The organism is Desulfobotulus mexicanus (assembly GCF_006175995.1).
GTDB classification, from domain to species: Bacteria; Desulfobacterota; Desulfobacteria; order Desulfobacterales; family ASO4-4; genus Desulfobotulus; species Desulfobotulus mexicanus.
The window spans coordinates 36,158-56,394 of sequence record NZ_VDMB01000022.1; the positions used below are offsets into that span (position 1 = coordinate 36,158).

Annotated in this window: 15 protein-coding genes; 8 read left to right on the plus strand and 7 right to left on the minus strand. The window is 47.3% G+C overall.

Translation table 11 applies throughout. The features are described from left to right. Nucleotides 1–36: 36 nt before the first annotated feature. The 4 genes from lysS to FIM25_RS13810 form a co-directional block, all read right to left on the minus strand. A complete protein-coding gene (lysS, locus tag FIM25_RS13795) occupies nucleotides 37–1,548 on the minus strand; it encodes a lysine--tRNA ligase (RefSeq protein WP_139450411.1) in 1,512 nt (503 codons plus the stop codon). Nucleotides 1,549–1,631: 83 nt separating this feature from the next. Next, nucleotides 1,632–2,945, minus strand: a complete 1,314-nt coding sequence (locus FIM25_RS13800) for a two-component system sensor histidine kinase NtrB (RefSeq protein WP_139450413.1) — start codon at nucleotides 2,943–2,945, stop codon at nucleotides 1,632–1,634. A 75-nt stretch (nucleotides 2,946–3,020) separates the two neighbouring features. Continuing rightward, on the minus strand, nucleotides 3,021–4,229 hold the full coding sequence (locus FIM25_RS13805) for a type II secretion system F family protein (protein WP_139450416.1): 1,209 nt from the start codon (nucleotides 4,227–4,229) through the stop codon (nucleotides 3,021–3,023). A gap of 304 nt (nucleotides 4,230–4,533) precedes the next feature. Continuing rightward, on the minus strand, nucleotides 4,534–5,487 hold the full coding sequence (locus FIM25_RS13810) for a radical SAM protein (protein ID WP_139450418.1): 954 nt from the start codon (nucleotides 5,485–5,487) through the stop codon (nucleotides 4,534–4,536). Nucleotides 5,488–5,740: 253 nt separating this feature from the next. Here FIM25_RS13810 and FIM25_RS13815 point away from each other — a divergent pair, with 253 nt between their 5' ends. The 8 genes from FIM25_RS13815 (at nucleotide 5,741) to FIM25_RS13850 (ending at nucleotide 15,521) form a co-directional block, all read left to right on the plus strand. After that, nucleotides 5,741–8,449, plus strand: a complete 2,709-nt coding sequence (locus FIM25_RS13815; protein ID WP_179953388.1) for a CBS domain-containing protein — start codon at nucleotides 5,741–5,743, stop codon at nucleotides 8,447–8,449. After that, a complete protein-coding gene (locus FIM25_RS13820) occupies nucleotides 8,446–9,459 on the plus strand; it encodes a tryptophan--tRNA ligase (RefSeq protein WP_139450421.1) in 1,014 nt (337 codons plus the stop codon). Before FIM25_RS13815 ends, FIM25_RS13820 begins: the two co-directional genes overlap by 4 nt. A 32-nt stretch (nucleotides 9,460–9,491) precedes the next feature. Beyond that, on the plus strand, nucleotides 9,492–10,502 hold the full coding sequence (locus tag FIM25_RS13825) for a serine/threonine protein kinase (protein WP_139450422.1): 1,011 nt from the start codon (nucleotides 9,492–9,494) through the stop codon (nucleotides 10,500–10,502). A gap of 30 nt (nucleotides 10,503–10,532) precedes the next feature. After that, the gene (locus FIM25_RS13830) at nucleotides 10,533–11,060 is read left to right on the plus strand and encodes a nitroreductase family protein (RefSeq protein ID WP_139450425.1); all 528 of its coding nucleotides are present in this window, start codon (nucleotides 10,533–10,535) and stop codon (nucleotides 11,058–11,060) included. 3 nt (nucleotides 11,061–11,063) lie between these two features. Next, nucleotides 11,064–11,870, plus strand: coding sequence for a prolipoprotein diacylglyceryl transferase (lgt, locus tag FIM25_RS13835; protein WP_139450427.1), 807 nt, complete (start codon nucleotides 11,064–11,066; stop codon nucleotides 11,868–11,870). Nucleotides 11,871–11,875: 5 nt separating this feature from the next. Beyond that, nucleotides 11,876–12,610, plus strand: a complete 735-nt coding sequence (locus tag FIM25_RS13840) for a metallophosphoesterase family protein (RefSeq protein ID WP_139450429.1) — start codon at nucleotides 11,876–11,878, stop codon at nucleotides 12,608–12,610. A gap of 7 nt (nucleotides 12,611–12,617) precedes the next feature. Beyond that, entirely contained in the window at nucleotides 12,618–13,964 is a 1,347-nt protein-coding gene (locus FIM25_RS13845) for a protein kinase domain-containing protein (protein WP_139450431.1), read from the plus strand. A gap of 393 nt (nucleotides 13,965–14,357) precedes the next feature. Then, nucleotides 14,358–15,521, plus strand: coding sequence for an IS4 family transposase (locus tag FIM25_RS13850; protein ID WP_425456388.1), 1,164 nt, complete (start codon nucleotides 14,358–14,360; stop codon nucleotides 15,519–15,521). Between the two features lie 98 nt (nucleotides 15,522–15,619). On the opposite strand, the gene FIM25_RS13855 is transcribed toward FIM25_RS13850, so the two are convergent. From FIM25_RS13855 to FIM25_RS13865, 3 genes are all read right to left on the minus strand, one after another. Further along, nucleotides 15,620–16,894 carry an L-lactate MFS transporter gene (locus FIM25_RS13855; protein ID WP_139450433.1) on the minus strand — a complete coding sequence of 425 codons (1,275 nt, stop codon included), beginning with the start codon at nucleotides 16,892–16,894 and terminating at the stop codon, nucleotides 15,620–15,622. A 173-nt stretch (nucleotides 16,895–17,067) separates the two neighbouring features. Then, nucleotides 17,068–18,438 carry an acetyl-CoA hydrolase/transferase family protein gene (locus FIM25_RS13860; protein WP_139450435.1) on the minus strand — a complete coding sequence of 457 codons (1,371 nt, stop codon included), beginning with the start codon at nucleotides 18,436–18,438 and terminating at the stop codon, nucleotides 17,068–17,070. A gap of 264 nt (nucleotides 18,439–18,702) precedes the next feature. Further along, entirely contained in the window at nucleotides 18,703–19,923 is a 1,221-nt protein-coding gene (locus FIM25_RS13865) for a sigma-54 interaction domain-containing protein (RefSeq protein WP_139450437.1), read from the minus strand. Nucleotides 19,924–20,237: the final 314 nt, after the last annotated feature.

Sequence of the window (20,237 nt, forward strand, 5' to 3'; positions counted from 1 at the left end):
TTTTGAAAGAACCGGCGGAAATCCCGCCGTTTCTTTTTATTGATGAGAAACTGGTTTCATGTGTGGAAACAGAATCACTTCCCTTATGGAAGCTGCATCCGTCAAAAGCATGGCCAGACGATCCATACCTATACCCTGACCTGCCGTAGGTGGCATACCATATTCCAGGGCTTCAATATAGTCATCATCCATCATGTGGGCTTCGGAATCACCGGCTTCCCTCTCCTTAACCTGCATGAGAAAACGTTCCCGCTGATCTTCGGGATCATTGAGCTCAGAAAATCCATTACCAATCTCACGTCCGGCAACAAAAAGCTCAAACCGTTCCGTCAGCATGGGATTTTTATCCGATCGCCGTGATAAGGGAGAAACTTCCACAGGATATCCCGTGATAAAGGTAGGCTGTATAAGCTTTGGCTCTACAAGAACATCAAAAAGTTTTGTCAGTACCTTGCCGAGCTTTTCCGTCTTGGTTACGGAAATATTTTTTTCCTTTGCAAAGGCCAGAAGACCTTCCAGATCATCCAGCAGCGCCTTATCAACACCGCCGATTTCAACCAGTGCATCCAAAAGGGGAATTTTGGGCCATGTTCCGTCAAAACGTAAGGCATGTCCCTGATAGTTCACCACCACATCACCGGTAACCGCCTTTGCCACATGGGCAAAAAGCTCTTCACTGAGGGCCATGAGGTCTTCGTCCCTGGCATAGGCCCAGTAGAATTCCATCATGGTAAATTCTGGATTATGGCGGGTGGATACCCCCTCGTTCCTGAAATTACGGTTAATTTCAAAAACCTTATCAAAACCACCAACCACAAGCCTCTTTAGATAAAGCTCCGGTGCGATGCGCAGAAAAAGATCCATACCGAGAGCATTGTGATGGGTCACAAAGGGTGTGGCTTCAGCACCACCGGCAACGGTCTGCATCATGGGTGTTTCCACCTCAAGGAAACCGCGGTCAATAAAAAACTCACGGACAGCCTGTACCATACGGCTTCTGCGAAGAAAAATTTCCCTTACTTCCGGATTCATAATGAGATCCACATAGCGTTTGCGGTAACGCTTTTCCGGATCTTTCAAACCATGATATTTTTCAGGCAGGGGCCGGGTTGCCTTGGAAAGAAGCCTGAAAGCACTGGCATCCAGAGTCCATTCCCCTGTGCGGGTAGTAAAAAGGGTTCCTGTCACCCCCACAAAATCCCCCACATCCAGCTGCTTGAAAAGATCAAAGGTCTCACCCAGCGTTTTAGACTGAAGGTAGGCCTGAATCAGTTCACCACTTCCATCCTTGATACGGATAAAGGCAGATTTGCCAAAGCGGTTAATGGCCATCATACGGCCAGCCACGGAAAAAGCCTGCCCATCGGGTCCCATATTGTCCGGAGCATCTTCAATCTCCTGGCGGACAGTAGCGATATCATGGGAAATTTTAAAGTCATTGGGATAAAGATTAATCCCTGCGGCCTTCATTTCCTTATTTTTACGCCGCCTCTGACTGAGGACATCCACGGCATCTTCCTGAATGTTTTCGCTTTTGTTTTCTTCCATTTTTTCCTGTATTTCTCCCGAAATTCTTTTGAGTACCTGCTGATTTTAAACCAGTCAGTAGCTACCCTATTGCTCACATGGTGTCAACCACGGCCAGCATTACAGGACTCCGGAGAATATGGAAGACAGGGCATGCGTAGAATAAAGGTGCTTCCTTCTCCGGGTGTACTTTTTACATCCAGTCTCCCTCCCATGGCTTCCAGTATGCGCACGGCAATGGACAGCCCCAGCCCGGTACCCTTTGCTTTTGTGGTATAAAAGGGTGCAAAAATGGATGCCATATCCGAATCCGCAATACCACAACCAGTATCTTTTATGGCTATGCGCACATTTTTTCCCCTCTCCACATCAAGGCTCACTCGAATCTCCCCCTCCCCTTCTATGGACTCTACGGCATTCAGCAAAAGATTCCATAGAACCTGCCGCATACGATCCGGATCTGCATCCACCCATACTTCCGGTTCGAGAAAAAGGGAGTAGATAATTCTTCCCCGGCTGCCCTCACTCTGTTTCAGAATCTGAACACTTTCCTGGATCATACTTCCGACTTCTACAGGCTCAGGATTTCCTTTGTCCGGTCTTGCAAAGTTTAAAAACTCCGTCACAAGGTTGGCCAGACGATCCGCTTCCCTGCGGACAATGCGCATGAGCCGAACAGAATCCGTATCCTTACAGACTTCCGTTTCCAGAAGCTCAATGGAACCCCTCAGGGAAGCAAGGGGATTTTTAATTTCATGGGCTAGCCCTGCGGCCATTTCTCCAACAGTAGCAAGGCTTTCCATGCGTTTGACATAGTTCCCCATATAGCGGATCTCTTCTCTGGCTTTGCGCAGCTGAACGGAAAGAAAACTTGTGAGTACAGAAACGGAAAAGCAGGCAACTGTAGTGGCCAGAATACGGAAAAAAACGGACCAGAAATCAACCCGATCCATAAGAGGTGTATTTATTTCTCCCAGAGCCGGCAAAATGCCGTAGTATTCAAAATCCACCAGCAATCCAAAGGCAATGGCAGAAACCGCTGCGATCAAAAGGCTTTCTTTACGGGAAAGAAGAATGCTGGCGTTGATGATCACCAGCATATACAAAAAAGTCAGAAGGGAATCATATCCGCCTGTCATCCAGATCAAAGCCGTGATGAGAAAAACATCCACTATCAGCTGAACAATGGCAAAAAAACGTGGTTTTTTTGTTCTCGTAGACCAGAAAGCAAAAACAAGGGAAAAAATCAGGGTGAGGGTTGCAAGAATATACAGGGCTGCAGCAGGAAAAATTTTAAAGACCAAGCCCCCCTGGGACTGGACCAGTGCTGAAAACATCAGCAGTATGAGTGCAAGGATGGCCCTTACACCCATCAGCCAATTTATTTTTTTCAGGATATCCTTATCCTGTACCTGCATACAGGTCCTTTCAAGACATGACAGTACGCATTAATAAATTAAGACTCATAAAACAAATACATATCATAACCAGTTTTAACCAATGGCTGCAGCCATCTGGAAAACCGGAAGATACATGGCAACCACAAGGCCGCCGATGACCACTCCGAGGAAAACCAGCATAAAAGGTTCAATCAGGGCTGTCATGTTTTCTACGGCCTGATCTACCTCGTCATCATAGAAATCTGCTATTTTTTCAAGCATGGCATCCAGTGCACCCGTGGACTCCCCCACGGCAATCATGGAACAGACCATGGAGGGAAAAACACCGGATTCGGACAAAGGGTCTGCCATGGTCTCACCTTCGGAGATACTGGCCTTTACATCATAAATGGCGTCTTCCACCACCCGGTTGCCGGAGGTTTTTGCCACAATATCCAAAGCCTCCAGAATAGAAACGCCGGAAGAAAGCATTGTTCCCATGGTACGGGTAAACTTGGCTACGGATACCTTGCGGATCATAATACCCGCCACGGGCAGTCGGAGAAAGATGGTATCAAAAATCTTACGTCCTTTATCCGTACGATATACTCTTTTAAATAAAAATATAAATACCACAATACTGATGATGATATGCAAAATTTTCGCCTGCACAAATTCACTCATATTAATGACAATCTGTGTTGGAGCAGGAAGAGCACTGCCAAAATCCGCAAACATACTCTCAAAAACAGGAATAACAAACACAAGAATTACACCCACCACAACAAAGGCAATAATTAAGGTGACAAGAGGATAGGTCATGGCCCCCTTTACCTTTTTTTTCAGCTTGGACATCTTTTCCATATATGCTGAAACACGGCGGAGAATAACATCCAGAATACCGCCTGCTTCACCGGCAGCCACCATATTGACAAAGAGGGTATCAAAAAGGCTGGGGTGCTTTTTTAACACATCAGCAAGGGTTTCTCCCCCTTCCACACCAGCCTTAATTTCCTTGATAATCTTTTTAAAGGTTGGATTTTCCTGCTGCTCACTCAGAATATCCAGACACTGTACAATGGGAAGACCAGCATCAATCATGGTGGAAAATTGACGGGCAAAGATAATCACATCCTGTTCCGTCACCTTAGGCTGGAGAAAAGAAATATTTTCCAGTATATCCTTGGGCTTTGGCTTTACTTTAACAGGTGTAATCTTCTGCTGGCTCAAACGGGTTCTTACGGCGGCCTCATTGGGTGCCTCCATCTCACCTTTTCGCTTCTGACCTTTGCGGTTTTTACCTTCCCAGACAAATACGGGCATAGTACTCCCCCATAATTATTAATTATCAAGTTAAAATCACCACCAAGAAATACAAAAAAAAGCTTAAAATGCCAAAAAAAGTCAACCCACCGCATAAACAAAAGTTAGAACTGCGCTTAGACTACTTCCGGGATTAAAAGTCCTCAAAAATTGGACCCTCAACCAAACCACCGCTCAGAAGCAACCCGCACTATGTTACGCCGTTTTGTCATAAAGTAACTCTTGAAGTTACACATCAGGAGAGAAAAACAAACAAAAGGTATCTATATTTCAGGCAATTAAGCTGATATGTCCGATCCTTTTTTCACTCAGGAAGGATATAAAAATCTCCCCTGGGCATTTTCTGCACTCCAAGCCTTTTTGCAAAACGCATACCCGAAAGAACCTCAAGGGCTTTTTTCCTGTCCACCCCTTGAGTTCGCACCACATCCTCCAGAGTAACGGGCCTTCTCAAAACCATGGATAAAATATTTTTTTTCAACTGATCATCATCCATGCTAACGGAATTTCCTGAACCCTGAACCTTTCCTGTCAGTTCAGCAGCGGCAATGCGCTTTTGAAAACGATCAAGCAAAGTATCTCCCGCCGGCTCCACCCAGGACTCCGTTCCTGGCCTGTCCAGAGTATTGAGCTGTACCCGGTCCGGCCTGATTCTGGCGGCAGCTGCTGCAATGGCGTCAATTTCCCTGTCCCTGTCATTGACTCCTGGAATTACAAAAATTTCCAGCCAGAGTTCTCCTGTAAAAATTTCCCTGAAAGCCACCAGACCTTCCAGCATACGGTCAGGGAAAAGTCCGGGATAGGGACGGTTCAGGGCTTCAAAAACCTCCGGACTGGCAGCATCATAATTAGTTATTACACGATCAGCATGGACCAGATCATTGCGTACCTCTTCCTGCCAGAAAAGAGTTCCGTTGGTAAGAACTGTCACAGGATATCCCGGCCACCTGGTATGGATGGTATCAATGATGCGACCGATCCCCGTATGCAGTGTCGGTTCACCGGAACCAGAAAAGGTGACACTGTCCAGCTCCGGCCTTTCATCCAAAATCTGCGCCAGTTCAGCAATTACGGCTTCGGTGGGTACCCATTCCTTCCGAAGAAGGGTTTTGCGGGTGGTTCGTCCTGATTCACAATATATACAGTCCAGGGTACATGTTTTACTCGGAAGAAGATCCACCCCAAGGGAAAGTCCAAGACGACGGGAAGCCACAGGACCAAAAACATATTGAAAGTCTTTTATTTCTCGATTATGCATGTCCAGTCCGGAAGTATCGTTAATTAAAAGTGTCTATCACAGTTCCGGCATTGAAACAATCATACCGGATTCTTTGCTTTATGGCAGATCAAAAACAAAAAAACAGCTAACATCTGATTTTTTAAAAATAAAATATATAACTTCCATCAGAAGACCAGCCAACCGCATCGATCTTCAAAACCATCAAGAATGGAACAACTCAGGAAGTTACCTGCTTTTCACAGAATCATCCATGTTTTTTCGGAGGCCTCCCTTGCAGCAGCCAGACAAAACCATTAACGAGGCTCTTACCCACACCCTCATAACCACACATAAAAATGCGGATCTGGACGGCATTGCCTCCATGCTGGCGGCCAAAAAACTCTATCCCGAAGGGCGTATCGTTCTACCGGGCAGCGATTCTCCCCAGATAAGACACTTTTTTGTCCAGTCCCTGCTTTATCTCTTCGACCTGATCCCCTTCCGTGAAATCCGACCGGAAGAGGTACAGCGCATCGTGATCGTTGATACAAGACAGGCTGAGCGTATAGGAGAACTGGCCACCATGGCCAGAGAAGAAAGAATAGAGCTTCATATTTACGACCATCACCCGGCAGCACCGGGGGATCTTGAGGCAGACAAGCTGGTTTCAGGAGAGGCGGGTGCCACAGTAACCCTCATGGTGCCTCTGCTTCAGGAGCATAACATAAGGCTGACCCCGGAGGAAGCCACACTGCTGGCCATGGGGATTTTTGAAGATACCAGCCATCTGACCGGTTCCGGAACCACGGCAGAAGATTTCGAGGCCCTGGCCTGGCTTGTGAAACAGGGCGCACACCTGCCTACCGTGGGAGATGTGCTGGCCAGAGAGCTGGACCCGCTGCAACTGAGACTCCTCAATGAGATGCTGGACAATACCTCGGAAATTACCATCCACGGTACCCCGGTTACCCTGACCCGGCTTTCCAGTGAAGCCTACGTACCGGATCTGGCTTTTCTGGTACACCGTTTCATGCGCATGGAAAAGGTGACCATCCTTTTTCTTCTGGCCCGCATGGACGGCAAGGTTCATCTCATTGGCCGAAGCCGGCTTACGGATATGGACATCGGTGCCATCATGAGACACTTTGAAGGGGGAGGACACTCCGCTGCGGGTGCGGCCACCATCCGGCATCAGACCCTGGCCCAGGTGGAAAGTCAGCTCATCGGCCTTCTGGATACCTTCACCCCCCGCCGCTTCCGGGCAAAAGAAATTATGAGCACCCCTGCCCATACAATCCATCCCGAAGCCACCTTCCGCATGGCCAGCCAGACCATGACCCGCTACAATGTCAATGCCCTCCTGGTAACGGAAAAGGGAGATAGCGAAAGTCCGCTAACCGGACTTATTACAAGGCAGATTGTGGAGCAGGGCCTCTCCCATGCCATGGATACCACCCTGGTAGAGGATTATATGATCAGCGATTTCAGCACGGTGGATTCAGATGCCTCCCTCAACCGGATTCAGGATGCCATTGTCGGCGGTAAACAACGCATCCTTCCTGTGCTGGATAAAGGAATTATTGCAGGGGTCATCACACGCACGGATCTCCTTCAGCTCATGGTGCAAGAACAGGAAGAAATCATATCTGAAAGGGAAGGTTCACTGGCAGAAAAGCTGCCCAAAACAAGAAACATAACCAGTCTCATGAAAGAAAGGCTGCCGGAAAAAATTCTGGATCTGCTTTCCACTATAGGAAAAAGTGGGGATGAAACCGGATGCAATGTCTTTGTGGTTGGCGGATTTGTAAGGGATCTTCTTTTATACAGAAAAAACGAAGACATAGATATTGTGGTGGAAGGTGACGGGATACATTTTGCTAAAAACTTTGCTGCCTCAAAGGATGCAAGAATCCATGCCTATTCCAAGTTCGGCACCGCAGTAATTACTCTGGAGGATGATTTTAAGGTGGATGTTGCCACAGCACGAACGGAATATTACACCTCTCCTGCGGCCCTTCCGGAGGTGGAGAAAAGCAGCCTCAAGTCAGATCTATACCGCAGGGATTTTACCATCAATACCCTGGCCATACAGCTGAACGAAAAACACTACGGTACCCTCATCGACCATTTTTCAGGTCAGAAGGACATCAAGGACAAAACCCTGCGCATCATCCACAATTTAAGTTTTGTTGAAGATCCCACCCGTATTTTCCGGGCGGTCCGCTTTGAATCCCGTTTTGGTTTCAGCATCGGTAAGCTCACCGTTCGACTCATTGAAAACGCCATACGCATGGGTGTTTTTAAAAGGCTTTCCGGTGCCAGAGCCATGGGAGAAATCATTTCCATACTGGAAGAAAATGATCCAGTTCCCTCCATCAAAAGACTGGGAGAATTCCGTCTTCTGGCGACTCTGCACCCGTCCATGGCCCTTACGGAAAAAACAACAGCCCTTCTCATGGAAACCCGCAAGGCCCTTGACGGCTATGAACTTCTGGCCGAAGACCTTCGCTGTCAACGCTGGCTGGTTTATTTCATGGTACTTATCAGCCCCTGCAATACGGCAGAGGCTAAAAAGGTATGCCGCCTGCTGCGCCTTGCCGGATGGCAGGAAGAACTCTGCGTAAAGGAAAGGGAGCAGGCGGATCTCTGCATCAAACGCCTTACAAGGGAACTTCCCCTGGATAACAGTATCCTTTACAACAGACTGCATGTTTTCAAAACGGAAGTTTTAGTATACATGATGGCCGCTGCGGAAAGAAAGCAGGTAAAAAAGGCCATTGCCCATTATCTTTCAAAACTTCGCTTTGTCACACCACTGATACAGGGGCGGGATTTAAAGGAAATGGGCCTTCCCCCCAGCCCCCGTTACCGGAAAATTCTCATGCAGGTTCAGGATGCCAGGCTCAACGGCATGCTGCATTCAAAAGAAGATGAAATGGCCTTTGTGGCCGGTATTTTAAAAAATACGCCGAAGGAAAACGGCAGGGAGCAAAAAAAATGACTCAAAAACAAAGGGTACTCACAGGCATAACCACCACAGGCACGCCCCATCTCGGCAATTATGTGGGCGCCATTCGCCCGGCCATTGAAGCCAGCAGAAATCCGGATATGGATGCCTTTTATTTTCTGGCGGACTACCATGCCCTGATCAAATGCCACGAACCCGCACGGGTGGCAGCATCCCGCATGGAAGTGGCTGCCACATGGCTGGCTCTGGGTCTGGATACGGATAATGCAGTATTTTATCGTCAGTCCGACATTCCGGAAATTCCTGAGCTGACCTGGATTCTTTCCTGCGTGGCAGCCAAGGGGCTTCTCAACCGTGCCCATGCCTATAAAGCCGCCGTTCAGGTCAATGAGGAGGAAAAGGCAAAGGATCCTGACAAAGGCATCACCATGGGACTTTTCAGCTATCCCGTACTCATGGCTGCAGATATCCTGATGTTCAATGCCCATAAGGTTCCGGTCGGGAGGGATCAGATTCAGCACATAGAAATGGCCAGGGATATCGGTGGCCGATTCAACCATATCTTCGGCCAGACCTTTGTTCTTCCCGAAGCCCTTGTGGATGAAAAGACAGCTGTGCTGAGCGGCATTGACGGCAGAAAGATGTCCAAAAGCTATGACAATACCATTCAGCTTTTTCTGCCTGAAAAAAAGCTGCGCAAAACCATCATGAAAATAAAAACCAACTCACAGGAACCTTCAGAGCCCAAAGATCCTGACACCTGCACCCTTTTTGAAATTTATAATGCCTTTGCCACACAGGAAGAAATCCTTGAGGTACGGAAGCGCTATGCGGAAGGTATCGGTTGGGGAGATATGAAAATTCTTCTTTTTGACTATCTCAACGCCATTCTGGAGGAGCCCAGAGAACGCTATGCCGAACTGATGGCAAACCCTGCAAAGGTTGAAAAAATTCTGCTGGAAGGTGCAGAAAAGGCCCGCAGCGCTGCAGGTCCCTTTCTCTCGGAAATAAGAAAAAAAACAGGACTTCTTCCCTTTTCATAGCAGGTAATCATTAACTACATTGAAAGGACAACATGCAAGAAATCCAGTCCCCGCAGACCTTCAGCGACCTGACACCGGAACATATTCTCCGTGCTGCTGAAAATGCCACAGGCCTTCACTTCACAGGGCTTGTGGCTCCCCTTCCCAGTTATATTAACCGGGTCTATGAACTGCAGGACATGGACGGCAGACGGCACATCATCAAATTCTACCGTCCGGCCAGGTGGTCCGGCTCTGCCCTTGAAGATGAACACCGCTTTCTGCTGGACTGCGCTGAGGCAGAGCTGCCCGTTGTGGCTCCTGTCTTACTTAAAAACGACACTACACTGGGAAAAACCGGCCCCATCTTCTTTGCTCTTTTTCAGAAACGGGCAGGCAGGGAGCTGGATATCACCCATGACAGGGACTGGGAGCAGCTGGGTCGCCTTATAGCAAGGCTCCACAATGTGGCTGCGGCAGATAAAGGCCCTAACCGTCTGTACCTGCATCCGGACAGAACCCTTGCAAGGGATGCGGATGAGCTTCTGCGGGGGTGTATACCAGCTGGGATGCGGAAAGATTTTCAGGACCAGATTGAACAGCTTAAAGATATCAGTCGTCCCCTTTTTGAAAAAGAAACCCTGATTCGGCTGCATGGAGATCTGCACCGTAAAAACATTCTGCACCGGCCCGGAGAAGGTCTTCTTCTTATTGATTTTGATGACATGATGACGGGACCGGCCATGCAGGATCTCTGGCTGCTGCTTCCCGACCGTCTGGAAAAATGCCGAAGGGAAGCAGGGCTGCTGATGGAGGGATACCGAACCTTCCGGAATCTTTCCCAGAGCAGCACAGAACTCATAGAGCCCATAAGGGCCATGCGGCAGATCTATTTTCTTGCATGGTGCCATCGCCAGAAAAATGATACCCGCTTCAGCGCCACCTTTCCCAACTGGGGCAGTGAATCTTTCTGGCGTCAGGAACTTAAGGATCTGAGGGATCAGGTACAGAGATTACAACCCCAGTCCAGCAGACCTGCCTTTCATTTCATTGCGGATCTTTAAGATCTTAACCCACAAAACAAGGAGAATCCCATGTTCATGGATCTTATACGCAAACGCCGCAGCGTGAGAAAATTCACGGATCAGACCATAGAAAAAGAAAAGCTGGAGCTTCTCAAGGAATCAGCCCTGCGCAGTCCCTCCTCCCGCAGCCGCAATCCATGGGAATTTATTTTTGTAACAAATCCCGATCTTCTAAAAAAACTTTCAGAAATAAAGCCCCATGGCGCTTCCTTTCTCCATGGAGCACCTCTGGGAGTGGTGGTATTAGCAGACCCTGAACGTTGTGATGTCTGGGTAGAGGACTGCTCCATTGCCATGATTTTTCTTCAACTGGCCGCAGAGTCCCTTGGCCTTAAAAGCTGCTGGGTGCAGGTGAGAAAACGCATGCTCAATGACCATGTCAGCGCAGAGGAAAAAACCCGCAGTCTCCTTGGTATTCCGGAAAAAATGAAGGTTCTCGCCATACTTGCCGCAGGCTATGGGGCAGAAAAGCTGGAAGGCCACCCGGAAGAAAGTCTCATGCGGGAAAAAATTCACACCAACACCTACGGAGGCTGAACCTTGGCATCCCCACTGATCTGGCATGCAGACCCCATTCTTTTCTCCCTCGGTCCCCTCAGTGTACGCTGGTATGGACTGTTTTTCGCCTGTGCATTTATCTGCGGCATGATTTGGATGCAGTATGTCTTCAAAAAAGAAGGCAAGGATGCCGATGCCCTCGAACCCCTTTTGTACCGCATCATGGCAGGAGTTATCATCGGAGCCAGACTTGGCCACTGCCTTTTCTATGAACCCGGCTATTACCTCAGCAATCCAGTAGAAATCCTTAAAATTTGGGAAGGCGGACTTGCCAGCCACGGCGGTATTCTGGGCCTTTTCATAGCCCTTTATGTGCACAGCCGAAAATACGAAGAAACCCCTTTTTTCTGGCTGGCGGACCATCTCATGGTGGCTGGGTGCATGGGAGCGGCCTTTATACGGCTTGGCAATTTCTTCAACTCCGAGCTGGTGGGCATTCCCGTGAAATCCGGATGGGGCATTGTATTCAGCCGTGTGGACATGATCCCAAGGCACCCGGTGCAGCTCTATGAATCCATGGCCTATGCCACATGCAGCCTGCTTCTTTTTCTTGCATGGAAAAAAGGAGCAGGACAAATCCCATTCCGTCTTACGGCCATCGCCCTTATCCTTGCGGCTACGGCCCGTATTCTGCTTGAAATCTTTAAAACCCAGCAGACAGCCTTTGCCTTTCCCGTACATATGGGACAGCTCCTCAGCCTTCCCTTTCTTTTCTGCGGGATTCTTCTTTATCTTTATTCAAGGAAAAATCCCCCTGCGACCAGGCACAGGCACAAAAAAACACAGTGAGGCCCATGCATAAGAAAGCTTTTGCGGTTTTATCCGATATCCACGGCAATTATGAAGCCCTTGTTCAGGTGCTGAAGGACATGGAGTCTCTTGGGATTGTAAATGCCATCAGCCTTGGGGACAACATCGGCTACGGGCCATACCCCAACGAGGTTGTTGCCGCACTGCTGGCGGCAGAAATTCCTTCGGTACTGGGTAACCATGAATCCGCCATTCTTAAAATATCTGAGCAGAACTGGTTTAACCCTTCAGCAAAACAAGCCCTCATGCAGACACGGAAGATGCTGAATTCCGATACGCTGACCAGTATCCGTAAATATCCAAGGTTTAAAACCATATGTAACTGCCGTTTTGTTCACGGCTGTCCCCCTTCGGATATCCGGACTTATCTGTTTCAGAAGGATGATGAAGAAATCATAAAATTATTCAGCCTGTTTAATGAGTCAGTCTGCTTTGTGGGCCATACCCATGAACTTGAAATCATACGCTGGGACGGAGAAAAAATTTCTCGCAGCATCCCCGATGAGACCCCATTTTTTTTAAAGGAAAAAGAACGTATCATCATCAACTGTGGCAGTGTGGGGCAGCCAAGGGATGGGGATAACAGGGCAAAATACATCATCTATGACCCCATTGAGAAATCCGTTCTTATCCAAAGGGTTTCCTATGACGTAAAAAAAACCGTCTCAGCCATTCTCAGGGCCGGACTTCCCAAGGTCTACGCAGACAGACTCCTCTAGGAGAAAAATGAGAACCATAGGAAAGTATCAGATTGCAGGAGAGCTGGGCCGGGGAGGCATGGGCCGGGTTCTCAAAGTGCGTCACCCGGAAATTCAAAGGATTCTTGCGGCCAAGGTGTTTCTCCCCCACCCTTTTCTTCTGTCTTCCGTGGGAGAAAAACACCTGCTTTCAATGTTCATGGAAGAGGCCCGAAAAATGGCCATGCTGCACCACCCCAATGTGGCAGGTGTGGAAGATCTCCATTGCGGAGAAAAAACTTTTTATACCATGCCCTGTTATTCCAGAAGCCTTGGCCTCATCATGGGAGAAAATTCAGATATGGAGGCTCCCTGCAGAAGCCTGGATCCGGATACTGCCATTCATTATATGAAACAGCTTCTGACGGCACTGCACTGCCTGCACTTTCACGGTATCATCCACAGGGACATCAAACCCTGGAACCTGCTCATGGATGATGAAGACAGACTTATTCTCGGTGATTTCGGCCTGAGCCGCCTGCGCAGGGAAACCACGGGCACACCGGAAAATATCAAAGTAGGCTCCCCCTGGTACGCACCACCGGAGCAGGAAAAGGATGCTGACAGTGCCGATGAAAGATCGGATATTTATGCAGCAGGCATTGTATTTCACCGCATGCTGACGGGACTCTTTCCTCCGGATAATACTGAAAAAAACAGCCTGCTGCCTGAACCTGAAGAACTGTGGCAGGATTTTCTGAAAAAATGCCTTGCCAAAAATCCAGCCCATCGTTTTACCAGCGCAGAAAAAATGCTCAAGGCTTTGGATATTCTGGATCATTCATGGATTAATTTCAGGGAAAAGGAATGTTCCTTTCCCTTTAGCGCAGAAGAAAAAAACGATCATGGTCCCCTTAAGCTGAGAAGTTTTCCCCTTCGTACCGGAGTTCGGGGATCACTTGCAGATATGCTGGAGGCAGATCCCCTTTTCCGGCCAGCCCTTTTAGTTCAAAATAATTTCATTACCGGACCTGAAGAAGACTTCATCTATGACAAGAATACAGGACTTCTCTGGGAAAAAGCTGGAAGCCCCTTTCCAATGAACAGAAATGATGCAGAAAAATGGATAAGAATGCTCAATGGAAGGGCTGCTGGACATAAGAGAGAATGGCGATTCCCAACGGTTCCTGAACTTTTTTCCCTCACACGCCAGACCATGACACCCAAAGATTACTGCAGGGAGTACCCCCTTGATCCCCGACAGGGCTGGGTATGGAGCAGCGATGGACGCAGCCATATCAGCTACTGGTTTGTTGATCTTTTCAGGGGTTTTACAGCACCCATGGACAAAGACGGATACTGTTTTGTAAAAGGTGTTGCAGGGCCTTTTAACTGAAACCAGAAACCTTGTCAAAACACCGTAAATAGATACCCCGGACATAAATCAGCTTAAAATAATCCGTTACCACTCGAATATCATAGCGATAATTATGAACTATTATTAGGTATTGAAGCTTAAGGCCACTTCCGGGGTTTAATGTACCATTAGAATACAACCTGTTTTCAATTAAAGTAAATATTCTGTAACTCCATGGCACATTATAAATTTAATATCCATTATTCTTTAAAAAGTTAAACGACCATTTATATTCAGTAGTGTCCGGTTAGGTTTTTGCATGAAAAAAAGTTTTAATTTTTAACAAAAAACATGATTTATGTCTTGACAAATCAATAAAAATGTAAATTTCGCCTTGAAATTATTATTAACTATAATTTCAAGGATTTGTGCGTGAAGATTTTTACAGATGAAAAGAAGAAAATTGATTCTTTAACCTTTAACAAGTTCATGTTACCGATTATTAAGATATTACCAATAATACCAGCTCTTTTATCAAGAGGACATAGACCTTTAAAAATGAATTTTGAAGATCAGTTAAAAGCTCTCATATATTTTCATCTTCAGGAACATGGTTCTGCCCGTCATCTTATTCAGGATATGAATGAAAACAATTTTGCAAAAGAGAATATTGCTCCTGAAGGTGGTATTAGCATAAGCAGTTTTTCAGAGATCATTAACAGCAGAGGGCTTGAGCAGCTGTTATTTGTTTTTCAAGAACTTTACAAACAGGCTTCATTCATAATTCCAAAAAAATTCACGGATCTTGGAGAGCTTGTATCGATAGATGGAAGCCTTATTGATGCCGTTCTTTCAATGTTTTGGGCTGATTACAGGAAGAGCTCTAAAAAAGCAAAAGCTCACTGTGGTTTTGATATCAACCGTGGYATCCCGAACAAAATATTTCTAACTGACGGTAATGGTCCTGAGCGCCCTTTTGTGAGCATGTTCTTATCAAATGGTCAAACTGGCGTTATGGACAGAGGGTATCAATGCCACCATCTGTTTGATCAGCTTCAGAAAGAAGGAAAGCTCTTTGTATGCCGTATCAAGAAAAATACCAAAATGACTGTTCTGGAAGAAAACAAGGCAGTTTCTGGCAGCCATGTTTTTTATGATGCAATGGTTCTTCTTGGAAATCCTGGTCAAAGCCAGACAGTAGAACCCGTCAGGGTTGTTGGTTACAAAGTAGCCGGAATTAAATATTTTGTAGCCACAAACAGAACTGATCTGACAGGAGAACAGGTAGCAACCGTGTATAAGCTCAGGTGGACAATAGAGTCCTTTTTCAAATGGTGGAAGAAGCATTTGAAAGTCTATCATCTGATTGCCAGAGAAAAACATGGTCTTATGGTTCAGATACTTGGCGGTTTAATTACTTATTTATTGATGGCAATTTACTGCCGGGAGCAATTTGGAGAAGAGGTCTCAATTAAAAGAGTTCGTGAGATAAGAAACACTATTTTGAATGAACTCTTTAATAGTAATAGCGATGAAGACAATCAAGGCAATAAAATTTTAAAAGAGCCGGATCATTTAATGCAAGCAAAAACCTAACCGGACACTACTGATTTATATTATAATAAAAAGATCCGTAGCAAAAAATGCCACGGATCTTTTATATTCAACTATGACCGTATTTCAGACAGATTTTTTCAGGATGCTCCCGAAACCTTGGGTTTCAGACCTTCGGTTCCCAGAGAATCGGCCTTCTTCTCAACACCCGGAGCCTTGGCAAAAATTGCAATCACAGCACCGATGGTACAGGCTATACCAGCCACAAGGAAAGCACTTTCAAAACCTATGGCAATGGAAAGCCTTGGAGCTGTAAGGGCTGCTATACCGTAGAAGATAAAGACAGCACCATAATTATTGCCCACATTGGCAAGGCCAAACCATTCCGCAGTCAGGGTTGGCAGCATGGCCGCAAGCCCTCCAAAACAGAAACCTACCACACAGGTTGCCACAAGAAAGCCAGCATAGGTCATGGGAATCAAGGCCATGTAGAACATGGCAAGGCTGAGCATGATGAAATTGGCCAGTATGGAAGGTTTTCTGCCGAATCTGTCGGAAATCCAGCCCCATCCCAAACGACCACAGGCATTGAAAAGGGCGATGGTCACAACGGCATTACCTGCTGCTGCAAGGCTCAGGCCGATCATGGTCATACCTATATTGGCGGCCACACTGATTATCATAAGGGCTGCGGCGCTGCCAAAGAACATCCAGGCAACCAGCATATAGAACTGCGGTGTACGCATGGCCTGTCCCGTTGAAAAACGACGACTTCCGGCAGGTGCTGCTCCACCCTGACTCACGGGCGGTGTCCAGCCCGGAGGCCGATATCCCTGAGGAGGTACAGCAAGAAACATGGCACCCGCAACAATAAGCACGCCATAAATACATCCCAGATACAGAAAGGATTGAGAAACACCGAATTTTGTAATGAAAATCAAAATTATGGGCTTAAATACCATGCCACCCACTCCCAGTGCGGCAAGAATAAGACCCGTAATGAGACCTCTTTTTTCCGGGAACCACTTAACACAGGTGGCAAGAGGCGTGACGTAAGCAGCACCGATACCTATACCTGCTATTACACCGTAGGTAAGATAGAGAAAATATACATTAGTGGCAAAGCTCGCCAGTGCTACACCAAGCCCGGTGAGAAGACCGCCGGCAATGGCCACCTTTTTCGGTCCTATTTTATCCTGTATTCTGCCTGCAAAAATCACTGCCACAGAAAAACAGGCCAGAGTAATGGAAAAGGTAAAGACCGTATCCCCCGGTGTCCAGCCATGGGCTTCCACCAGCGGCCTGTTGAAAAGACTCCAGGTATAGATGGCGCCCAGACTTAGCTGCATAAGAAGCGAACCCGCAACAACAAGCCAGCGGTTGTGATTTTTTTCATTCTGATAAGCTGTTTCCATGGTGCCCCCTTATATTTATTGAGTAGATTAAAACAGATCGCCACACTAAACAATGTTTATACAGAAGACTTAAAAAAGACCGGGAATCCTCCATCAGTCTGAGAGATGGGGGGGAAGGAAAGAGAATTCCCGGTTCAGGAGAAAAAGGGCCAACCCTATAAAGCCCTTATGCCTCATACAGCCATGCGTATATCACTTGTTAAACCAGTAGTATGTAGCTTACGCTTCCAGATATTCATTCTGGAAGCTTCCTGCATCAATTCTTCCCTGTAATCGGGATGGGCAATACCAATCAGCGCTTCTGCACGTTCCCATGTACTCTTACCCTTGAGATTGGCCATACCGTACTCCGTCACCACCCAGTGGGTTACGGTCCTGGGAAGGGTAACAATGGTCCCCAGCTCCAGAGTAGGCCGTATACGGGTTTTTCGATTACCCTGCTTATCCGTAGTGGTGGAACGCAGACAGATAAAGCTCTGACCTCCCTCGGAATGGTAACTGCCAAAGGCAAAGTCAAACTGTCCTCCGGTTCCTGATATCTGGCGAATTCCCGAAGACTCACTGGAAATCTGCCCGTAAAGATCCACTTCAACGGCATTATTGATGGAAACAGCCCTGGGATTGGATGCAATGCGGGCAGGGGCATTCACATAATCAACGGGATAGCTGGCACAAAGGGGATTGTTGTGGAGGAAATCATAGAGTCGCTGGCTTCCCAGTGCAAAGGTGTAGGTCATCTTTCCCGGGAGATCCCTTTTCATGCGGCCCGTTATACGACCGGCCTCGTACATGTCTATGTAACTGTCAACCAGCATTTCCGTATGAACACCCAGATCCCTTATGCCCGAATCCGCAATCATACGGCCAATGGCGTTGGGAAGCCCGCCAATACCCAGCTGAAGGCAGGCTCCATCGGGAATTCTTGAAACCACATGTTCTGCGATTTTCATATCCTCTCTGGATACAGCCGGTTCCTTAAGGGCAAACATGGGCGCATTATCCGACTCCACTACAAAATCTACCTGGGATATATGAATGGCTTCATCATATCCTCCATGGCAAACGGGCATGCTGCTGTTGACCTCAACAATAATGGTCCTTGCATTTTCTATCTGCGCCCTCTGAACGGAATTGGCAACACCGTAATTGAAAAAACCATTGCTGTCCATGGGTGCACAGCGAACCATATAAACATCGGTTTCAATATCCCGTTCATAATATCGGGGACCTTCGTGATAAAGAATGGGGATGTAGCTACAAAGACCTTTGTCATGGAGAATCCTGTCGCCACCGGTAAAATGCCAGTTATTATAAATAAAACGCTCTCCCGAAGGATCGGCCATGGCAACGGCCGCAAGGCCCGGGAAACCCACGGCACGCACCTTGACTTCCTCAAGCTCTTCAGCCCTTTTAGCCAGTGCAACATCCAGGGTCAGGGGGGCACATAGAAAATTCCCATAATCCACCCATTGTCCTGAACGTACAAGGGAAACGGCCTTCTCCGGTGATACCAGCTTTGTACGATAAAAGGTCTGCAAGTCCATGATGTCCTCCTTTGGTTGATACCGCCTTCTGGCGGCATTCGCTTTGGTTGACAATCATAATTGCAAAGCCCGGGCCAAACACAGCAAGACATTGATTTTAAAACCAATTAAATCAAAACGCTCGCTTGCAAAAAATAATAAACCGGATTTATACGACAATCATGCCGCATTAAATCCGGTCTCAAAATAAACACTGTTTACCGCAAGGTCCCGTGATTACTGGAGCCTTCGGTGATCCGGCAAAAATGCCGCACAATGCGGCAACTATGCCGTATCGTCTTCCCGTAACTTATACCGGTTCATTTTTCTTTCAAGGGTTCTCCGGTCAATACCCAGAGTTTCCGCAGTGTGGCCCCGATGTCCGTCACACTGCTTCAGAGTTTCCAGAAGAACTTCCCGCTCATAAATATCAAGCCGGTCTTTCAGTGTACGATCAGAACTATCTGTATTTTCTGATGAAGAAACCGGCAGGTCCAAAGTCCCAAGGGTAACATAACGCTGCAGGACATTCTGCAGTTCCCGAACATTGCCCGGCCATGAATAACGGAAAAAAACCTCCACAACCTTTGCTTCCAGTCCGGAATGTTCTTCATCTCCCATGGCAGAAAGAAAATGTTCCACAAGAAGTGATATATCAGATTTTCTTTCCCTTAAGGGCGGCAGGTAGATGGGAATAATATGAAGACGGTAAAAAAAATCCTGCCTCATCCGCCCCTCTGCTACCATGGCTTCCATATTTCTGTGGGTGGCTGCAATGATCCGCAGATCCGTAGCAATATGCTCCCTGCCTCCCAGAGGTCGAAAACCGTTTCCTTCCAGGGCACGGAGCAGTTTAACCTGCATGGACAAGGGAATTTCTCCCACCTCATCCAGAAAAAGCGTTCCCCCGCAAGCCAGTTCCAGCAGTCCCTTTTTATCAGTATCCGCACCGGTAAAAGAACCCTTTTTATAACCGAAAAACTCGCTCTCCATAAGATTTTCCGGGATAGCACCACAGTTCACCGGCACAAAGGAGCCGCTCTTCCTCTGGCTCAAACCATGGATAGCCTTTGCCACCAGCTCCTTTCCCGTTCCTGACTCTCCACGGATCACCACGGCGGCACCACTGCCTGCGGCCTGAAGAATACGATCATAAACAGCCTGCATTTCAGGGCTTTTTCCCACAATACCATGGAAACGGTAACGGTCCTTCAGGCTGGATTTTAATCGCTGATTTTCCTCCATGAGCAGGGCTGCCCTGGACCGCATCCTCTCCTCCGCCATCTTTCTGTCCGTAATGTCAACCATGACGGTCTGTCTGAGCAGCACCTCCCCATCTTCTCCGCAGATAGGTGTAGTAATTACATTATACCAGCGCTCATCCACAGGATCGAGGCGCTCCGTCTCAATGGTTTTACCGGAAAAAGTGTCTTTGTTTTCACACCATGGGCAGGGATCTTCCCTGTCATAAACAACCTTGAAGCATGGCCCTGAATCCAGATCCATCCCTGTTCTTTCCCCCAGCGGACGATTGATATAGGCTAAACGATAATCTTTGTGACAGGTATAGGACCCCGATCTTTCATCAAAAAAATAAAAATCCCCGTTGTTACTGTAAAAACAGTATGATAGAGTATTTGTTGCGAACAAAAACTATCACCAACGGGGATTTTAAAAATTATGACACAAGGCATCCTTCCATTCAAGTACGAAGAAGAAAAAAGAGGCGTAGGATTAACAGCACTGGGAGGTCTTCCGCTTTATCTGGATCTGATACATGCCATGGGTCTGCGGGATTCTATTGAAAAACATATGAAGAT

Bases quoted from the DNA above. Each gene is read 5' to 3' on its own strand.
- lysS (WP_139450411.1), bottom strand. From the start codon at position 1,548: ATGGAAGAAAACAAAAGCGAAAACATTCAGGAAGATGCCGTGGATGTC.
- FIM25_RS13800 (WP_139450413.1), bottom strand. From the start codon at position 2,945: ATGCAGGTACAGGATAAGGATATCCTGAAAAAAATAAATTGGCTGATG.
- FIM25_RS13805 (WP_139450416.1), bottom strand. From the start codon at position 4,229: ATGCCCGTATTTGTCTGGGAAGGTAAAAACCGCAAAGGTCAGAAGCGA.
- FIM25_RS13810 (WP_139450418.1), bottom strand. From the start codon at position 5,487: ATGCATAATCGAGAAATAAAAGACTTTCAATATGTTTTTGGTCCTGTG.
- FIM25_RS13820 (WP_139450421.1), top strand. From the start codon at position 8,446: ATGACTCAAAAACAAAGGGTACTCACAGGCATAACCACCACAGGCACG.
- FIM25_RS13825 (WP_139450422.1), top strand. From the start codon at position 9,492: ATGCAAGAAATCCAGTCCCCGCAGACCTTCAGCGACCTGACACCGGAA.
- FIM25_RS13830 (WP_139450425.1), top strand. From the start codon at position 10,533: ATGTTCATGGATCTTATACGCAAACGCCGCAGCGTGAGAAAATTCACG.
- FIM25_RS13840 (WP_139450429.1), top strand. From the start codon at position 11,876: ATGCATAAGAAAGCTTTTGCGGTTTTATCCGATATCCACGGCAATTAT.
- FIM25_RS13845 (WP_139450431.1), top strand. From the start codon at position 12,618: ATGAGAACCATAGGAAAGTATCAGATTGCAGGAGAGCTGGGCCGGGGA.
- FIM25_RS13855 (WP_139450433.1), bottom strand. From the start codon at position 16,894: ATGGAAACAGCTTATCAGAATGAAAAAAATCACAACCGCTGGCTTGTT.
- FIM25_RS13860 (WP_139450435.1), bottom strand. From the start codon at position 18,438: ATGGACTTGCAGACCTTTTATCGTACAAAGCTGGTATCACCGGAGAAG.
- FIM25_RS13865 (WP_139450437.1), bottom strand. From the start codon at position 19,923: ATGGATCTGGATTCAGGGCCATGCTTCAAGGTTGTTTATGACAGGGAA.